The 15,977-nt window shown below is 34.1% G+C and carries 14 protein-coding genes; 10 read left to right on the forward strand and 4 right to left on the reverse strand.

Annotated features, from left to right (window positions below):
- Positions 1-58: 58 nt before the first annotated feature.
- Positions 59-1,654 (reverse strand): MFS transporter, encoded by a 1,596-nt coding sequence (locus tag ASE21_RS14775; RefSeq protein ID WP_057123457.1) that lies wholly within the window; start codon positions 1,652-1,654, stop codon positions 59-61.
- Between the two features lie 405 nt (positions 1,655-2,059).
- Here ASE21_RS14775 and ASE21_RS14780 point away from each other — a divergent pair, with 405 nt between their 5' ends.
- The 9 genes from ASE21_RS14780 (at position 2,060) to ASE21_RS14820 (ending at position 12,002) form a co-directional block, all read left to right on the forward strand.
- A complete protein-coding gene (locus ASE21_RS14780) occupies positions 2,060-2,998 on the forward strand; it encodes an alpha/beta hydrolase (RefSeq protein WP_057123458.1) in 939 nt (312 codons plus the stop codon).
- 1,040 nt (positions 2,999-4,038) lie between these two features.
- Positions 4,039-4,353: a hypothetical protein gene (locus tag ASE21_RS14785; protein WP_057123459.1), complete on the forward strand. Its 315-nt coding sequence runs from the start codon at positions 4,039-4,041 to the stop codon at positions 4,351-4,353.
- A gap of 226 nt (positions 4,354-4,579) precedes the next feature.
- Entirely contained in the window at positions 4,580-5,269 is a 690-nt protein-coding gene (locus ASE21_RS14790; protein WP_057123460.1) for a hydrolase, read from the forward strand.
- A gap of 87 nt (positions 5,270-5,356) precedes the next feature.
- Positions 5,357-7,144: an amidohydrolase gene (locus ASE21_RS14795; RefSeq protein WP_057123461.1), complete on the forward strand. Its 1,788-nt coding sequence runs from the start codon at positions 5,357-5,359 to the stop codon at positions 7,142-7,144.
- A gap of 2 nt (positions 7,145-7,146) precedes the next feature.
- Positions 7,147-8,514: an alginate export family protein gene (locus ASE21_RS14800; protein ID WP_057123595.1), complete on the forward strand. Its 1,368-nt coding sequence runs from the start codon at positions 7,147-7,149 to the stop codon at positions 8,512-8,514.
- A gap of 25 nt (positions 8,515-8,539) precedes the next feature.
- The gene (locus ASE21_RS14805) at positions 8,540-9,100 is read left to right on the forward strand and encodes a 2'-5' RNA ligase family protein (RefSeq protein WP_057123462.1); all 561 of its coding nucleotides are present in this window, start codon (positions 8,540-8,542) and stop codon (positions 9,098-9,100) included.
- A 137-nt stretch (positions 9,101-9,237) separates the two neighbouring features.
- Positions 9,238-10,161, forward strand: coding sequence for a helix-turn-helix domain-containing protein (locus ASE21_RS14810; RefSeq protein WP_057123463.1), 924 nt, complete (start codon positions 9,238-9,240; stop codon positions 10,159-10,161).
- A 325-nt stretch (positions 10,162-10,486) separates the two neighbouring features.
- Entirely contained in the window at positions 10,487-11,209 is a 723-nt protein-coding gene (locus ASE21_RS14815) for an SDR family oxidoreductase (RefSeq protein ID WP_057123464.1), read from the forward strand.
- 28 nt (positions 11,210-11,237) lie between these two features.
- Positions 11,238-12,002, forward strand: coding sequence for an SDR family NAD(P)-dependent oxidoreductase (locus ASE21_RS14820; RefSeq protein ID WP_057123465.1), 765 nt, complete (start codon positions 11,238-11,240; stop codon positions 12,000-12,002).
- A 140-nt stretch (positions 12,003-12,142) separates the two neighbouring features.
- Here ASE21_RS14820 and ASE21_RS14825 read toward each other — a convergent pair whose 3' ends face one another.
- From ASE21_RS14825 to ASE21_RS14835, 3 genes are all read right to left on the reverse strand, one after another.
- Positions 12,143-12,601, reverse strand: coding sequence for a hypothetical protein (locus tag ASE21_RS14825; protein ID WP_057123466.1), 459 nt, complete (start codon positions 12,599-12,601; stop codon positions 12,143-12,145).
- Between the two features lie 89 nt (positions 12,602-12,690).
- Positions 12,691-13,389, reverse strand: coding sequence for a LytR/AlgR family response regulator transcription factor (locus ASE21_RS14830; RefSeq protein ID WP_057123467.1), 699 nt, complete (start codon positions 13,387-13,389; stop codon positions 12,691-12,693).
- Positions 13,389-14,426, reverse strand: a complete 1,038-nt coding sequence (locus ASE21_RS14835; RefSeq protein ID WP_057123468.1) for a sensor histidine kinase — start codon at positions 14,424-14,426, stop codon at positions 13,389-13,391. Before ASE21_RS14835 ends, ASE21_RS14830 begins: the two co-directional genes overlap by 1 nt.
- A 162-nt stretch (positions 14,427-14,588) precedes the next feature.
- On the opposite strand from ASE21_RS14835, the gene ASE21_RS14840 reads away from it, so the two are divergent.
- Entirely contained in the window at positions 14,589-15,974 is a 1,386-nt protein-coding gene (locus tag ASE21_RS14840) for a TolC family protein (protein WP_057123469.1), read from the forward strand.
- Positions 15,975-15,977 lie beyond the last annotated feature (3 nt).

Below are 15,977 nucleotides of genomic sequence, written 5' to 3' on the forward strand. Positions count from 1 at the left end.
AAAAGCATAATTCAAATCAAAATTTATTTCAATTCTACGTTTGAATTAGTGAAATATACTAAAGATCCGTAATAGGCTGATATTTTGGAACTAAAGTTTTCATTACCACCCATCCAATTAAATAACAAACCGCACAGATTGAAAAAATAATCATATATCCTGAGTTAATACCGTTTACTACCGTATCTCCTGATTTGGAAACTAATTTTAAAAATTCCTCCAGATTTGCCACTCCTTTTTGAGCAAGAAAAGCTTTTTCTGCATCTGGATTTAGAAATTGCGGATATTTTTCTAAAAGAGGCTGGCCATTTACTAAACTCCAGTTTCTCTGTGTAAAATCAAATAAAACTCCTGAGCCTTTGTTAATTAAAGTAGAACCTAAACCTCCGGCTAAACCGCCAATTCCTGTAATTGTTGCAATTGCTTTTTTAGGAAACATATCTCCTACAGTGGTAAAAATATTTGCAGACCAGGATTGATGTGCCGCTCCTGCAATACCTATAATAATAACCGGAACCCAGTAACTTATATACCCTAATGGCTGTGCAATTAATGCTAATAGCGGAAAAAAAGCAAAAATAAGCATAGCTCTCATCCTGCCTTCATACGGATTCATTCCTTTTCTTTCAACAAAATACGTTGGAAGCCAGCCGCCAATAATGGACAATAAGGTAATCATATATAAAACAAATAATGGCAGCGCTGCTTCTGTTGAATCCATTTCATATACAGAGCTTAAGTATGCTGGTGTCCAGAATAAGAAAAACCACCAAACGCCGTCTGTCATAAATTTACCAAATGCAAAAGCCCATGTTTGTTTGTATTTAAAACAATCTGCAAGAGATACTTTTGTTTTGGTTTCCGGAACAAAACCTGCCAATTTGCTGTCGGCAATGTCGTCTTGTTGAATATATTCCAGTTCTGCTGCGTTTACTTTAGCATGTTTTTCCGGCTTATCGTACATAAACATCCAGAATCCCATCCATACAAAACCTAGCGCACCGATAATAATAAATGACATTTCCCAGCCGAAAGATTCGGCAATAAAAGGAATAGAGATTGGTGCGGCTAAAGCGCCAACCGTTGCCCCTGCATTAAAAATACTGGTTGCAAGAGCCCTGTCTTTTTTAGGAAAATATTCGGCTGTAGTTTTAATCGCTGCCGGAAAATTTCCTGCCTCACCTATTGCCAGTACAAGACGGGCAAAAATGAACAATGCTACACTTACATTAATTACTTTTGAAGTATTGCTTACCGCACTGATAATTTGTTTAGAACCTTCAAAACCAACAAACCATTCTCCTGTAATAATTCCTGAAGTTGCTATTCCGCAAAATGCATGAAGACATGCACCTACAGACCAAATTCCGATTGCCCACAGAAATCCTTTTTTGGTATCTAACCAGTCTACAAAACGTCCTGCAAACAATAATGAAACAGCATAAAAAATAGAAAAAAGCGCCGTAATATCTCCATAATCACTGTTTGTCCAATGAAATTCAGGAGCAATAAAATCTTTCCAGGTTAAAGAAAGCACCTGTCTGTCGAGATAATTAATTGTTGTGGCAAAAAATAGTAAAGCACATATACTCCAACGATATTTCCCTGCAGATTTAATGGTTTGATTTACTGTAACAGCGTCGGTTTGATTCATAAGTGTGGTTATTATAGTTAGAAATTTTTCTTTTAAAATCTGTACATAAAAGCATAATTTAAACTCATTAGAATCAACTGATTAAAATTATAAAACTGCAATAATGTAATCGATTGCACAAATATAGTTTTTAATCTTTATATTCCAAATAAATTGTATATAAAATTATTTTGTATGTCAAATTTAATGCATTACTTAAAAAAAAGAACTCAAAATTACACATTAAACAATATATTTGTTAAAAGGGAAGATACTAAAATTATCCTTTATTGGGGGTAAAATTGTCCCGAAACCATATCCTTTTAAAAATTGTTTTCAGCTGGAAATGTTATTTAGCGGAAGTTATTTTTGAAATCGATTAATAATATGTAAATAATTACTAACCAACTAATTAAAATTAAAAAATTGAAAAATATAAAAAACAAATTTGGTAGAAAAACTGCTTTTAGTATTATACTATTTTCAAGTATTTTATTTCATTGTACTGCTCAAAATCAGGTAATTCAGCTTTGGAATAAAATTCCGGATGAAATAAAAGCCGGAGATTACAAAGAAAAGGAAGTCACAAACGACGGGAAGGTTCAAAGTACTAGTTTAGTTACAATTCCCACTTTGACTGCTTTTTTTCCCAGTATAACAAAACCTAATCAAACAGCAGTAATTATTCTTCCTGGCGGCGGATATCAGCATTTAGCCATTGATAAAGAAGGGACAAAAGTTGCGCAATGGTTTAATACTTTAGGAATTCCCGCCTTTGTATTAAAATATCGCCTTCCTAGTGATTTAATTATGAAAAATAAAAATATCGGCCCGTTACAAGATGCACAGGAAGCTATTCGCTATGTGAGACAAAATGCCGCAAAATGGAATATCGATCCTAATAAAATTGGAATTTTGGGATTTTCTGCCGGAGGACATTTAGCTTCAACTGCATCAACGCATTATGATGATAAAGTATATGAATCTGCCTATAAGGTAAGTGCGCGTCCGGATTTTTCTCTTTTAATTTATCCGGTTATTTCTATGGAAAACCAAATTACACACAAAGGTTCGCAGATCAATTTGTTAGGCAATAACCCTTCCCAAAATTTAATCGATTCGTTTTCAAACGAAAAAATGGTTACTGCCCAGACACCTCCGGCATTTTTAATTCACGCAACTGATGATACTGTAGTGATTCCGGAAAACAGTATCAATTACTATTTGGCTCTTAAAAAAAATGGCGTTGCAGCAGAATTACATTTATATGAAAAAGGCGGACACGGTTTTGGTTTAGGGGTTAACCATACCAGTAAAAACTGGACCAGAGATTGTGAAGAATGGCTTAAAGCTAATGGATATTAATTTAGAAGATTAGAGTCCTGAATTCTGATTAAGAATGAGTTGAATTGAAATGAAAATTTTAAGTAATTGAGATTAATCTCATTGATGCAGCATTCTATATTGTTTTTCATCTGCTGTAAAATAACCCGCTTCTATCCTGCCCGTTTTATGCTTACATAACCGCTTGTGTTATGAGCATAAAAAAAGGCTCTTAGATAAAGTCAAATAATTAACCAAATCTAAAAACCTATAAAAAATTAGACAATTGCTGTATTGTTTGCAAATTTATACAAGCTATCCACTTTAAAATGAATATGTCAATTTTTAAAAATTAAAAAAATTGTTTCTCCAAAAACAGTTTAACATCAAGATCTGGTTAGGTATAATTTAAAAGGCAATAAATTATTTCAGAATCTCAACAAGACAAATCTAATTGAGGTTTTTTAAATCCTGTTACGGGTTTTCCGTAATTCTTTTAAGTCTAATAAACTTCAGACATCTTTCTTAATCAAGATTAAGTTACGGCCGTGATGAAACCAATAAATTTGCATAGTAAATTAAACGTTCTGTCAAAACTGGAATCAAAAAGAAAAGAAAAACTTAGAATCTCAGATCTTAGAACCTTAGCATCTTTCTTGTTCTACATTAAGTTACAGCCATGACAAAAGCAGTAAATTTGTAAAGTAAATTAAACGTTCTGTCAAAAACTGTAATTAAAGAGAAAAGAAAAAAACTTAGAATCTCAGCATCTTAGAACCTTAGCATCTTTCTTATTCGTTCTGTCAAAAACTGGAATCAAAAAGAAAAGAAAAAACTTAGAATCTCAGCATCTTAGAACCTTAGTATCTTTCTTATTCGTTCTGTCAAAAACTGGAATCAAAAAGAAAAGAAAAACTTAGAATCTCAACATCTTAGAACCTTAGCATCTTTCTTATTCTAGATTAAGTTACAGCCATGATAAAAGCAATAAATTTGTAAAGTAAATTAGAAGTTCTGTCAAACTAATTTTCAAAGTAAAAACTTTGTATCTCAGTATTTCAGACTTCAGAAACTTAAAAAAAATGAAAACACTTGAATTCTTATTACTCGGAAAAAACGAAGCGATCCTGGCCATTTTACTTCGCCTTGTAAACGCATATGAAGATTGGAACGCAGTTTCTTTCAACAATGAAAAAGAAGCTCAGGAATATTTTCAGAATCACAAAATCGATGTTGTCCTTTTGAGTTCCGGAATCGAAGATCATCTCGAAAAAGAATTTACTTCATTTTGTTTAAAACAACAGCCGGATGTAGAAGTAATTGAACATTTTGGCGGAGGGAGCGGGTTATTAAAATCAGAAATCCTTCACCGATTACATCTAAAAGGAAAAATTTAGGTACCAGCATTTTTCTCTTTTAAATTTCATTAAAAGCTTAACGACAATTCATTAACGAATATCCAATTTTTATTGACGATATATCGCTAGGATCACTATTGCCTTTTCTGAAAAACCTTTTAAAATCAATACATTATAAACAAGGCATTTAATTTGAATGCAAAACACTGAAAATCAAATACAAAATATTTTAAAAACCTTTTATTAACAACAAAATCAAATTATCATGAAAAAATTAATCCTAACAGCAGTTTTATTATTAGTAACTTTTATCGGTTTCGCTCAAAAACCAAGTCCGTCTTTACTGGATCCAACAAATCACACTTTGGTCTTAATTGATTATGAAAGCCAGATGGCATTTGCAGTAAGCAATATTCCAATCGATCAGCTTAGAAACAATACCGCTTTGGTAGCCGGAGCATCTAAAATATTCAAAGTTCCAACTATTGTCACAACGGTAGCAGAAAAATCATTCAGCGGACCTGTTTTTAGAGAAATTGAAGAATTCTATCCACAAAAAACATCTAACTATATCGATCGTACTACAATGAATACCTGGGAAGATGCACCTGCACGCAAAGCTATTATTGCAACTGGCAAAAAGAAAATTGTTTTTGGCGGTTTATGGACAAGCGTTTGTATTGTTGGACCGGTTTTATCTGCCATCAACGAAGGTTATGACGTTTATGTAATTACGGATGCAAGCGGAGACGTATCTAAAGAAGCGCACGAAATGGCTGTAACCCGTATGGTTCAGGCTGGTGCTCATCCTGTAACTTCATTACAATATTTATTAGAATTACAACGTGACTGGGCTCGTCAGGAAACTTATGTACCTGTAACAGATTTAGTTAAAAAATACGGTGGTGCTTATGGTGTAGGTGTACAATATGCACACGAAATGCTAAAACACTAATTAATAATTGCTTACTGATTAGTCATAAAAAGACTGTGTTAAGTCACAGTCTTTTTTTTACCCAAAACCAAACAAAAACCACTTATTATGAAACTGAATATCAAACTACTGGCATTTTTATTTCTTATTTCCTTTCCTATTTTCGCCCAAGGCAAAAAAGCTTCACTTATTGTTCATCACGCAGTAATTCATACTTTGGATGATAAAAATACAATTGTCGAAGCAATGGCTGTCGCCGATGGAAAAATTATCAAAACTGGAAAAAACAGTGAAATCTTAAAACTAAAAGACAAAAAAACAACCCTAATCGATGCCAAAGGAAAAGTAATTATTCCCGGAATATTTGATTCTCATATGCACATTATTCGCGGCGGAAGGTTCTTTAATACTGAATTACGCTGGGACGGTGTCCGATCATTAAAAAGGGCTTTGGCAATGCTGAAAGAGCAGGCCCAAAGAACTCCAAAAGGACAATGGGTTCGCGTTGTCGGCGGTTGGAATGCGTATCAGTTTGAAGAAAAAAGACTCCCAACTTTAGCAGAAATCAATGAGGCAACCGGAAATGTTCCCGCTTTTGTTCTTCACCTATATGGGCACGCTTATTTGAACAAAGCAGGTTTAGAAGCTTTAAAAATTGATGCCAATACACCAAATCCGAATTCAGGATTGATTGAAAAAGATCCTGACGGAAATCCAACCGGATTGTTAGTTGCCGAGCCCAATGCTTTCATTTTATACTCTACTCTTTCTAAACTTCCGGAGTTAAACGCAGATGAAAAAATTAACTCAACCAAACAATTTATGACAGAAATGAATCGTCTTGGCGTAACTGCCATTATGGATGCAGGAGGCGGATTTCAAAACTTTCCGGACGATTACGGCGTAACAAATGGTTTGTGTAAAGACAGCGATCTAACAATCAGAATGCCTTATTATTTGTTCGCACAAAAAGCAGGAAGTGAACTAAACGATTATACTAAATGGATTAATACTGTTGAAATTGGTGAAGGCTGTGATGATGACCATCATTCAGATAAAGTAGAATACCACGTGCAGGGTGCCGGAGAAAATCTGGTAATGAGTGCCGGAGATTTTGAAAACTTCGATAAACCAAGACCAGAATTAAGTCCGGCGATGGAAGGACAATTAAAAGAGGTTTTGTCTTTATTAATCAAAAACAGATGGCCGTTTAGAATTCATGCAACTTATAATGAAAGCATTACACGTTTTTTAAATGTAATTGAAGACATCAATAAAGAAACACCTTTAAACGGACTTTTATGGTTCTTTGACCACGGAGAAACGGTTTCTTTCGAAAATTTAAAACGCATAAAAGCTTTAAACGGCGGATTGGCAATTCAGCACAGAATGGCATACCAAGGAGAGAGTTTCATTAAAAGATACGGAAAAACAGCTGCGGCAAATACAGTTCCGCTAAAGAAAATTTTAGAAATGGGAATCAAAGTAGGAATGGGAACTGACGGAACCAGAGTCGCGAGTTACAATCCGTGGGTAGGTTTGTATTGGCTGACAACAGGAAAAACTTTAGGCGGATTAAAATATATGAACGACGAAAATATTCTGGACAGAACAACCGCTTTAAAATTATTCACTTACGGAAGTGCACAGCTTATCAATATCGAAAAGGACAGAGGAATGCTAACAGAAGATAAACTTGCCGATTTTGCAATCCTTTCTGATGATTATTTTTCTGTTCCGGAAGAAAAAATATTAAACATAGAATCCAAATTGACTGTTGTAAACGGAAAAGTAGTTTACGCAGACAACGACTTTAGAACATTTGCAAACCCAACACCAAAAGCAATTCCGGACTGGAGTCCCGTAAATTACTTTGGAGGTTATCAAAAAAATTAATGATGAAAAACATATTTGCATTATTGCTGCTTTTGGGAATCTTTTCTGCAAATGCACAGCAAAAACCAGTTTTCCAAAAGCTGCGATATGACGATGATTTCACCTATCTGAAAGCAGACTCAGCGAAAAACTTATATGAGAAAATAAAATATATTCCGCTTGCGAAAAATGAAAAATTCTACGCTTCAATTGGCGGTGAAATCAGGGAACAATACTTTTATACGGTTAATGATAAATGGGGCGATGAAACAAATGGCGGAGATGGATATTTACTTTCCCGCTATTTGCTGAACGCTGATGTTCACTTCGGAAGATTCAGAACTTTTGTCGAATTGCAAAGCAGTCTTGCCAGCAGCAAAATTGATCCGAGTCCGGTTGACAAAAATGAACTGGATTTTCATCAGGCTTTTTTAGATATTGATTTCATTCAGAATAAGGATCAGCAGTTAACTTTTAGAGTGGGAAGACAGGAAATTGCATATGGTTCCCAGCGTTTGGTAAGTGTTCGTGAACGCCCGAATAACAGAATTTCTTTTGACGGTATGAAGCTTTTCTTCAAGAATAAAAACTGGCAGACCGATGCTTTTTACACCCATCCTATTGCAAATGTTCCGGGCATTTTTAATGATGATTTTAATGAAAATGCCAAACTTTGGGGAAGCTATACTGTGATTCATAAAGTGCCGTTTCTTCAGAATATTGATTTATATTATTTAGGATTATGGAAAAAACGTGCTGTTTTTGATAATGCGGTTGGCGAAGAAACCAGACATTCTGCCGGAACAAGAATCTGGAAAACAAAAGGCAGCTGGAAATACGATTTTGAAGCTTTGTATCAATTTGGAAAAATCAATTCGCAAAATATTTCAGCGTGGACACTTTCTTCGAACACTTCTTATACTTTTGAAACCGTAAAATTTAATCCTGAAATAGGTTTAAAAACCGAATTCATTTCCGGAGATAAAAACAACAACGACAACAAGCTGCAAACTTTTAATCCTTTGTATCCAAAAGGCGCCTATTTTGGTTTAGTCGGTTTGATTGGTCCATCGAATTTAATTGATATTCATCCGTCGCTTGCTTTAGATTTAACTGAAAAACTAGGTTTTGGGATCGATTATGATATTTTCTGGAGAAGCTCCATTCATGACGGATTATATGCGCCAAACATGCAGCTTTTATATTCCGGAGATAATATAATCGAACGGTTTATAGGAACACAATTAATCGCAAATTTTGATTATAATGTCAATTCCTTCTTAACTCTTTCTGCAGAAGGTGCCTGGTTTAATGCAGGCGCTTTTTTAAAAGAAGCCGGATCAGGAAAAGATTATTTTTATTCTGCTTTGACAGCACAATTTAAGTTTTAAATTTGTGTAATTCAAAGCTTCTAAAATGGAAAAAACATACTCGGTTGTATTTTATTCTAAAACATTGGTTGAGCCAGTTAAAAAAATGAAAGATTTTTTAAGAAGCAAAATCAATTGGTATAACAGCTGCAATTCTGAAGCGCATATTACAATTTGCGAATTTACAATTGAGGAATCTCAATTCAGCTCGATTAAACAAAAACTTTCTAAAATTTCAGATGGTTTTGTGCCTTTCCAGGTGTCTTTAAATCATTTTGATTCTTTTCCAAATAGTGGTGCTTTTTTTATTGGTGTAACCGAAGATTCAGAAAAAAATCTTGTCCCAATAATGAAAAAGATTCATGAAACTTTGAAGTTTTTAAAACTCAAAAAAAGTGACAATCCGCACCTGTCAATCGGGCGAAGGTTAACTCCTGAAAATCTTAAAATTGCTTCTGAACTTTTTACCACAATCGATCTAAATTTTCTATGCAATGAAATTGTTTTAAGAGAATTTGATCCCATTGTAAAACAGTTTTTTGTAATTGATTCTTTTCCTTTTGGAAATAATCCTGAACCTGAATTTGTACAGGGAAGTCTTTTTTAACCGCAAAGAACACTAAGGTTTATGCAAAGTTCGCAAAGAAATAAAATAGTGTGCTTCGTGTAAATCTTAGTGTTCTTTGTGATTAAACTTACGAAGTATATTTTTTCGTATATTTGAATTTTACAATTCGAAACAATATGAAATCCCTAGATTCATTTTACCAGGATATTACACAAGGTTCAACCGTAGAACCTACTTCATTATTACCAAACGACATTCAAAAAGAAATCGGTCATTTTAATGTTTTTGATATTAAGGAGCTTTTAGAACGCATGAAAGGAAAACCCGGAATGCCTTATGACAGAAGAGCTTACTATAAAATAAGCTTAATAAGAGGACACAATAGAGCAGAATACGCCAATAAAATAATTGAAATCGAAAAACAGGGATTGTTATTCGCAACACCAAAGATTCCGTATAATTATGTTCCGCAGGATACTAATCAGGGTGGACAGTTTTGCGTATTTACAAGTGAATTTTTATCCAAAAACAAAAGCGGGATTGATCTGGATGAACTTCCGATTTTTGCATCAGACGGTTATCCAATTTTTCAGTTATCAGATGAAGAAGTTGAAGAAGTTGCTTTGATTTTCAACAAAATACAAAAAGAAATTAATTCTGATTATATCTATAAATATGATTTAATCCGAAATTATGTTGCAGAACTAATTCATTTTGGACAAAAATTACAGCCTATAACAGCACTGTATTCTAAACATAATTCGGCAGCACGGGTTTCTTCTTTATTTGCTGAATTGCTGGAAAGACAGTTTCCAATTGAATCTCCGCGTCAGCGTTTAGAACTAAGGACTGCTAAAGATTTTGCGGCCAGATTATCCGTACATGTCAATCATTTAAATAAGGTTTTAAAGGAAAATACCGGAAAAACCACCACAGAATTAATCAGCAACAGATTAACTAACGAAGCGAAAATCCTTTTAAAACAAACGGATTGGAATATCTCAGAAATTGCTTATTCCTTAGGTTTTGAAGAATTAGCGCATTTTTCTAACTTCTTTAAAAAGCAGACTTCTTTGACGCCGATTGCTTTTAGGAGTTAGGTTTGGTTTCGGGTTTCAAGTTTCAGGGTTTTCTAAGCTTGAACATAACGTTTGTCCTCCTAAGCGAAGTCGAAGGGTCGCATTCTAAATCCATGCAGTACGTTCTACGATGCGTGTCCTTCTACTTTGCTCAGGATGACATAAAATGAGAATTAGAATTTTTAATTATCAATTTTTAATTATCAATTTTTAATTATCAATTTTTAATTTTTAATTTTTAATTCCAATATCTGATTTGAATTTTGCAAACATCGGTTTGATATTTACAATTCCCCACATCTGCTTTGCTCCTACCTTTGTCTTATCAATTTAAAAGATAGAAAAGATGAATTTATCAAACAACAAAATTTTAATAACAGGAGGTGCAACCGGAATTGGATTTGGACTTACTGAAAGATTTATTCAGGAAAACAATACCGTAATCATTTGCGGCAGAAGAGAATCTGTACTAAACGAAGTAAAAGCAAAATTTCCTTCGGTTATTACAAAAGTCTGTGACATATCTGTAGAAAAAGAAAGAATCGCACTTTACGAATGGATTTCTGAAAATCATCCGGATTTAAATGTTTTAATCAACAATGCCGGAATTCAAAATTGGATTTCAGTAACAGATCCCGGTTTTTACGAAAGTATGAAAGCGGAAATTACGACAAACATTGAGGCGCCGTTACATTTAACTTCATTATTTATTAAGTTAAAATCCTTAACAACAGTAATGAATGTAACCTCTGGACTGGCATTTTCACCATTTGCCAAAGTTCCGGTTTATTCTGCTACAAAAGCATTTTTCAGATCGTTTACGATTTCCCTTCGTCATTTATTAAAATCAAATAATATCGAAGTAATCGAGATTATTCCACCGGCGCTAAACACAGATCTTGGCGGAATTGGTTTGCACGATGCGCACCCAAGCGTAAGCAGTTTTATAGAATCAATTTTTGAACAACTGAAAGAAGGAAGATCTGAACTTACTTTTGGAACCAGCGAAACCAGATTAAATGCAAGTGCTGAGGATCTTCGAAATCACTTTAATGCAATGCATAATTAAAATAAATTAACAATTCATAATTAAAAAGATGGCAGTAAATACAAAAATAGCTCTGGTTACAGGAGGAAGCAGAGGTTTGGGAAAAAATATGGCAATTGCAATTGCTAAAAAAGGACTTGACGTTATTATTACTTACAACAGCAAAAAAGAAGAAGCTGATTTAGTGGTAAAAGAAATTGAAAATTTGGGGCAGAAAGCAGCCGCACTTCAATTAAATGTTGCCGATTCAGGAAGTTTTAATTCTTTTTTTGAAGAAGTAAAATTAGTTTTAAAAAATACTTTTAAAACGGATACATTTGATTATCTGGTAAATAATGCCGGAATTGGAATTCATAATTCTTTCATTGGAACCACCGAAGCAGAATTTGATCAATTGACTAACATTCAGTTTAAAGGTCCTTTTTTCTTAACCCAAAAAGCTTTAAACCTTATGAATGACGGCGGCGGAATTGTAAACATTTCCACTGGTCTGGCAAGATTCTCTTTCCCTGGTTATGCGGCTTATGCTTCTATGAAAGGTGCAATTGAAACCTTAACAAAATATCAGGCAAAAGAATTAGGCGAAAGAAAAATCAGAGCAAATGTTGTTGCTCCCGGTGCTATTGAAACTGATTTTGGCGGCGGCGTTGTTCGTGATAATGAACAAATGAACAAACAAATAGCTTCTGTAACTGCTCTAGGAAGAGTTGGTTTACCTGATGATATTGGCAGTGTAGTAGCATTTTTATGTACTGAAGATGCGCGCTGGGTAAATGCTCAAAGAATCGAAGTTTCCGGAGGAATGATGTTGTAATAAACATAAAATTTAAAAACCCCGACAGTTGTTAAAGCTTTGGGTTGTTATTTAACAGAATATTTTTCAAAAAACAAAACCCGGTAAGTATAGAACTCACCGGGTTTGTCGTTTTAAATATAATTGAATTAGTAAGTATTCTAATCTTTTTGGATTATGACATCAAATCCGCCGTTTTTATCAAAAATAACATCATAAAATTTTGAGTCCTTCTCTACTCCAACTTCGTAAGTGGTTTTGTTTTTATCATCTACCACTACAGCAATTTCCTTAACTGCCTTTGCTGCGTAATTTTTCTTTAAATAAGACTGAGCTTTTGCCGGCAGCTGACTTAACGGAATCTGCAATTCGTATGCTTTTAAAACTCCTGAATTATCATAAACGGCAAGAGCCTTAGTATTTTGATCTGTGTTAAATTTTGCCAGATATCTTATTTCGTCATTATCGTCGCCTGTATATTCAACAGACCAGACCGGAATTTTATTTGGGTATTCTTTTTCAAAAGTAAAACTCACTTTTTCCGGCGGTTTTACAACTTCATTTTGAGCACTCAAAAAACTAATCCAGAGTAAAACTACTGCTAATAATACGTTTTTCATGATCTGACTATTAAATTAAACATCAAAAACAACGTAATAAATTTATTACTTTTTAAATAAATTGCAACTATTTTTTAATAAAAAGAATATTACTTTTTCAATCGATCCGTCAATTCCCTTTTGTAGGTTATTCCAATAGGTATTTTTTCATTTTTAATACTGACAAAATCTTTTTCTGTGACCTCAATTTTGTCCAAAGCAACAATATAAGACTTATGAATACGGATAAAATTCTTTTCCGGAAGGCATTTCTCAAACTCCGTTGTTGTAATCGAAGCCAGATAAGTTCGTTTTGTAGTATGCAGTTTCACATAATTTCCAAAACTCTGCGCATACAAAAGCTGATCCAGTTCAATATCGATAAAATATCCGTCGACTTTTACGCTGACTTTATTTACGGTTATTTCATCTTCTTTTGTTTTTAAATTTTCCGTAGAGAAAAAGCGGTCAACAGCTTTTAAAAATCTCGGAAAATAAATAGGTTTCAGCAGATAATCAATAACACCGTAATCATAGCTTTCAAGCGCAAATTCAGAGTACGCAGTCGTTAATATTGTTTTGGGATGATTGGGAATAATCTTCAACAATTCCATTCCCGAAATCTCCGGCATATTGATATCCAGAAACATCAGATCGACTTTGTTTTCCCTGAGATAATCCATTGCTTCAATGCCGTTATATCCCTGAAAAACCAATTCTAACTGCGGATTTTGTTTTATATAATTGGCTAAAACATAATGCGCCGCCGGTTCGTCATCAACAATAATGCATTTTTTTGGATCTTTCATTACGCAAATCTTTTCAACTGCAGTTTTAAATCGACTATATAAGTGTTTTTATTTTCCTGAATATCGAGTGTATAGTTTTTTCCGAAAATTAAATTCAGTCTTTCAATTGTATTTTTCAAACCAATTTTAGTCGAAACCACATCTGTCTGCTTTGTTGGAATTGAATTTACGACATGAAGGTGCAGTTGTCCTTCTTCAACAGTAATAAAAATTTGAACAAAACATTTTTCAATCGCACAGGTTCCGTGTTTAAAAGCGTTTTCAATAAAGGCAATTAAAAGCATCGGCGAAATTTTATAGGCATTTTCGTTGTCAACTTTAGAATCAAACGTAATATCACAGCGATAGCCAACACGTTCTTTTTCAAGCTGAACATAACTGTTTATAAACTCTAATTCGTCTTCTAAAGATACGCATTGTTTACTGTTACTCTCTAATTGATAACGCATTAACTGTGAAACTTTCATAATTAAATCCGGCGTTCTGTCCGGAAATTCCAAACTTATTCCGTACAGCGTATTAAAAGTATTAAATAAAAAATGCGGATTTAATTGTCCTTTTAAGGAATTCAGCTGCATTTGATTGAACAAAAGCGCTTCTTCGGTACGTTTTCTATGAATTCTGTAGAATTTAAAAACAATAATCGGACTCAGGATACAAACCAAAGTTCCTAAAACGCTGGCCAGCTGGTACAAATAACTTCTTTGATGCGAATTTTGATAAAAATAAAGATTTCTAAACATATCCAGCATTGTAATCTCATACAAAACAATCGAGAAAACAATTACCCCAAAAAGCGTTAAAAGCAGGTACGTAAAAGGGCGTCGGGTTTTAAATAATATGGGAAAAAGAAAAAAACGATTGAACTGGGCGTGCATATAAAGAATGCAGTAAAAGAAAATCCCCATTAAAACGGATGTTAAGGAACTAAATAACATCCAGTCGTTTTTTAAGGTATATATGGTAAAGGAAAATCCGACGACGGCAATTTCCTGCCACCACTTATTATCCAGTATGTTATCAAATTTGAGATTCATTTTTTAAACTTAAATAGTTCACAAAGTACGGACAAATATTTAATTAATATTTCCAAAAAATGACAAATTGAATTGGTCATTTATTATTGCAGTACATCACTTAACATGACCTTTATCAGTATAAGAGAAATAAATTTGTCCTATAATTTCACACTTGAGTTTATGTATTTCAAAAAAATTACCTTATTATTTTTCTTGATTTTTGCCTCGATTGGTTACTCACAAACCTTGTCTTTAAAAGAAGCAATAAAAACAGGGCTTGAAAACTACGGTTCAATCAAAGCAAAAAACAATTACACCAATGCTTCAAAAGAGCTTTTAAAACAGACTCGCCGTGATTATCTGCCTAATCTTAATTTATCTGCACAACAGGATTACGGAACAATCAACGGGCAAAATGGCGCCTTGTACGGCTTTAATGGTTTAGGAACAGCTTCTTCCGGACCAGCCCTGGCAGAACAAAACTGGAATTCGGCATTTGGCGCGCTTTACCTTGTCAACATGAACTGGGATTTTTTCACTTTTGGAAAAACGAAGGAAAAAATTAATTTATCTAAAATTGATGTTCAGGCTAAAGAAAATGACTTAAAACAGGAAAAATTCCAGCAGCAAATCAAAATTTCTGCTGCATATTTAAATTTGCTGGCGAGCCAGAGGTTACTGATTTCACAGCAAAAAAATCTGGATCGTGCAGAGGTTTTCAAAAAGACAGCCGCTGCAAGAGTTAAAAACGGATTATTGGCCGGAGTAGACTCGACATTGGCAACGGCAGAAGTATCTAAGGCTAAAATTGCCCTGAATCTTGCGAAAAACTTCGTTAAGGAACAAAACAACAAACTCGTTGATTTAATGGGCGTTGCTCCGCAGGATTTTATTGCTGATACCCTTTTTGTAACTCAGATCCCGAAAGAACTTATTAAAGAAAATGCCGCATCAGACAGTCTGCATCCTTTACTGCAATTTTATAAAACAAGAATTGATTACAGCAATCAACAGGTTAGATTGTACAAACGTTTTTATTACCCAACCATGAGTGCTTTTGGAGTTTTACAAACCAGAGCCTCCGGTTTTGAAAACACGTATGGTACAGACCAGACTGCTTTTAGCAGAAATTACTGGGATGGTGTAAATCCGGACCGTACCAATTATCTGGTTGGAGTTGGTATTACATGGAATCTGGCCGCTCCCTTTCGATCAAGCAAACAGGTGAGCGCCCAGAAATTTGTATCTCAGGCTTTGCAGGAAGAATACAATCAGGCGGACAGAGAATTGAAATCGCAGTTGACTTTTGCCGAAGATAAAATCAAAATTACACTTGACAATTATGCCGAAGCACCCATTCAGGTCGATGCGGCAAAAAGAGCTTATATACAAAAATCGACTTTGTACAAAAACGGTTTAACCGATTTAACCGACTTAACACAAACAATTTACACTTTAAACCGTGCTGAAATTGATCGTGATATTGTCAACAATAATGTATGGCAGTCGTTTTTGCTGAAAGTTGCTGCAACGGGCAATTTTGACTTATTTATGAATGAATTTTAATTA

The organism is Flavobacterium sp. Root901 (assembly GCF_001429765.1).
Lineage (GTDB): Bacteria > Bacteroidota > Bacteroidia > Flavobacteriales > Flavobacteriaceae > Flavobacterium.

Excerpts from the sequence above, each read along its gene's own strand:
- ASE21_RS14775 (WP_057123457.1), bottom strand. The coding sequence starts at position 1,654 with ATGAATCAAACCGACGCTGTTACAGTAAATCAAACCATTAAATCTGCA.
- ASE21_RS14785 (WP_057123459.1), top strand. The coding sequence starts at position 4,039 with ATGAAAACACTTGAATTCTTATTACTCGGAAAAAACGAAGCGATCCTG.
- ASE21_RS14790 (WP_057123460.1), top strand. The coding sequence starts at position 4,580 with ATGAAAAAATTAATCCTAACAGCAGTTTTATTATTAGTAACTTTTATC.
- ASE21_RS14795 (WP_057123461.1), top strand. The coding sequence starts at position 5,357 with ATGAAACTGAATATCAAACTACTGGCATTTTTATTTCTTATTTCCTTT.
- ASE21_RS14800 (WP_057123595.1), top strand. The coding sequence starts at position 7,147 with ATGAAAAACATATTTGCATTATTGCTGCTTTTGGGAATCTTTTCTGCA.
- ASE21_RS14805 (WP_057123462.1), top strand. The coding sequence starts at position 8,540 with ATGGAAAAAACATACTCGGTTGTATTTTATTCTAAAACATTGGTTGAG.
- ASE21_RS14810 (WP_057123463.1), top strand. The coding sequence starts at position 9,238 with ATGAAATCCCTAGATTCATTTTACCAGGATATTACACAAGGTTCAACC.
- ASE21_RS14815 (WP_057123464.1), top strand. The coding sequence starts at position 10,487 with ATGAATTTATCAAACAACAAAATTTTAATAACAGGAGGTGCAACCGGA.
- ASE21_RS14820 (WP_057123465.1), top strand. The coding sequence starts at position 11,238 with ATGGCAGTAAATACAAAAATAGCTCTGGTTACAGGAGGAAGCAGAGGT.
- ASE21_RS14825 (WP_057123466.1), bottom strand. The coding sequence starts at position 12,601 with ATGAAAAACGTATTATTAGCAGTAGTTTTACTCTGGATTAGTTTTTTG.
- ASE21_RS14830 (WP_057123467.1), bottom strand. The coding sequence starts at position 13,389 with ATGAAAGATCCAAAAAAATGCATTATTGTTGATGACGAACCGGCGGCG.
- ASE21_RS14835 (WP_057123468.1), bottom strand. The coding sequence starts at position 14,426 with ATGAATCTCAAATTTGATAACATACTGGATAATAAGTGGTGGCAGGAA.
- ASE21_RS14840 (WP_057123469.1), top strand. The coding sequence starts at position 14,589 with ATGTATTTCAAAAAAATTACCTTATTATTTTTCTTGATTTTTGCCTCG.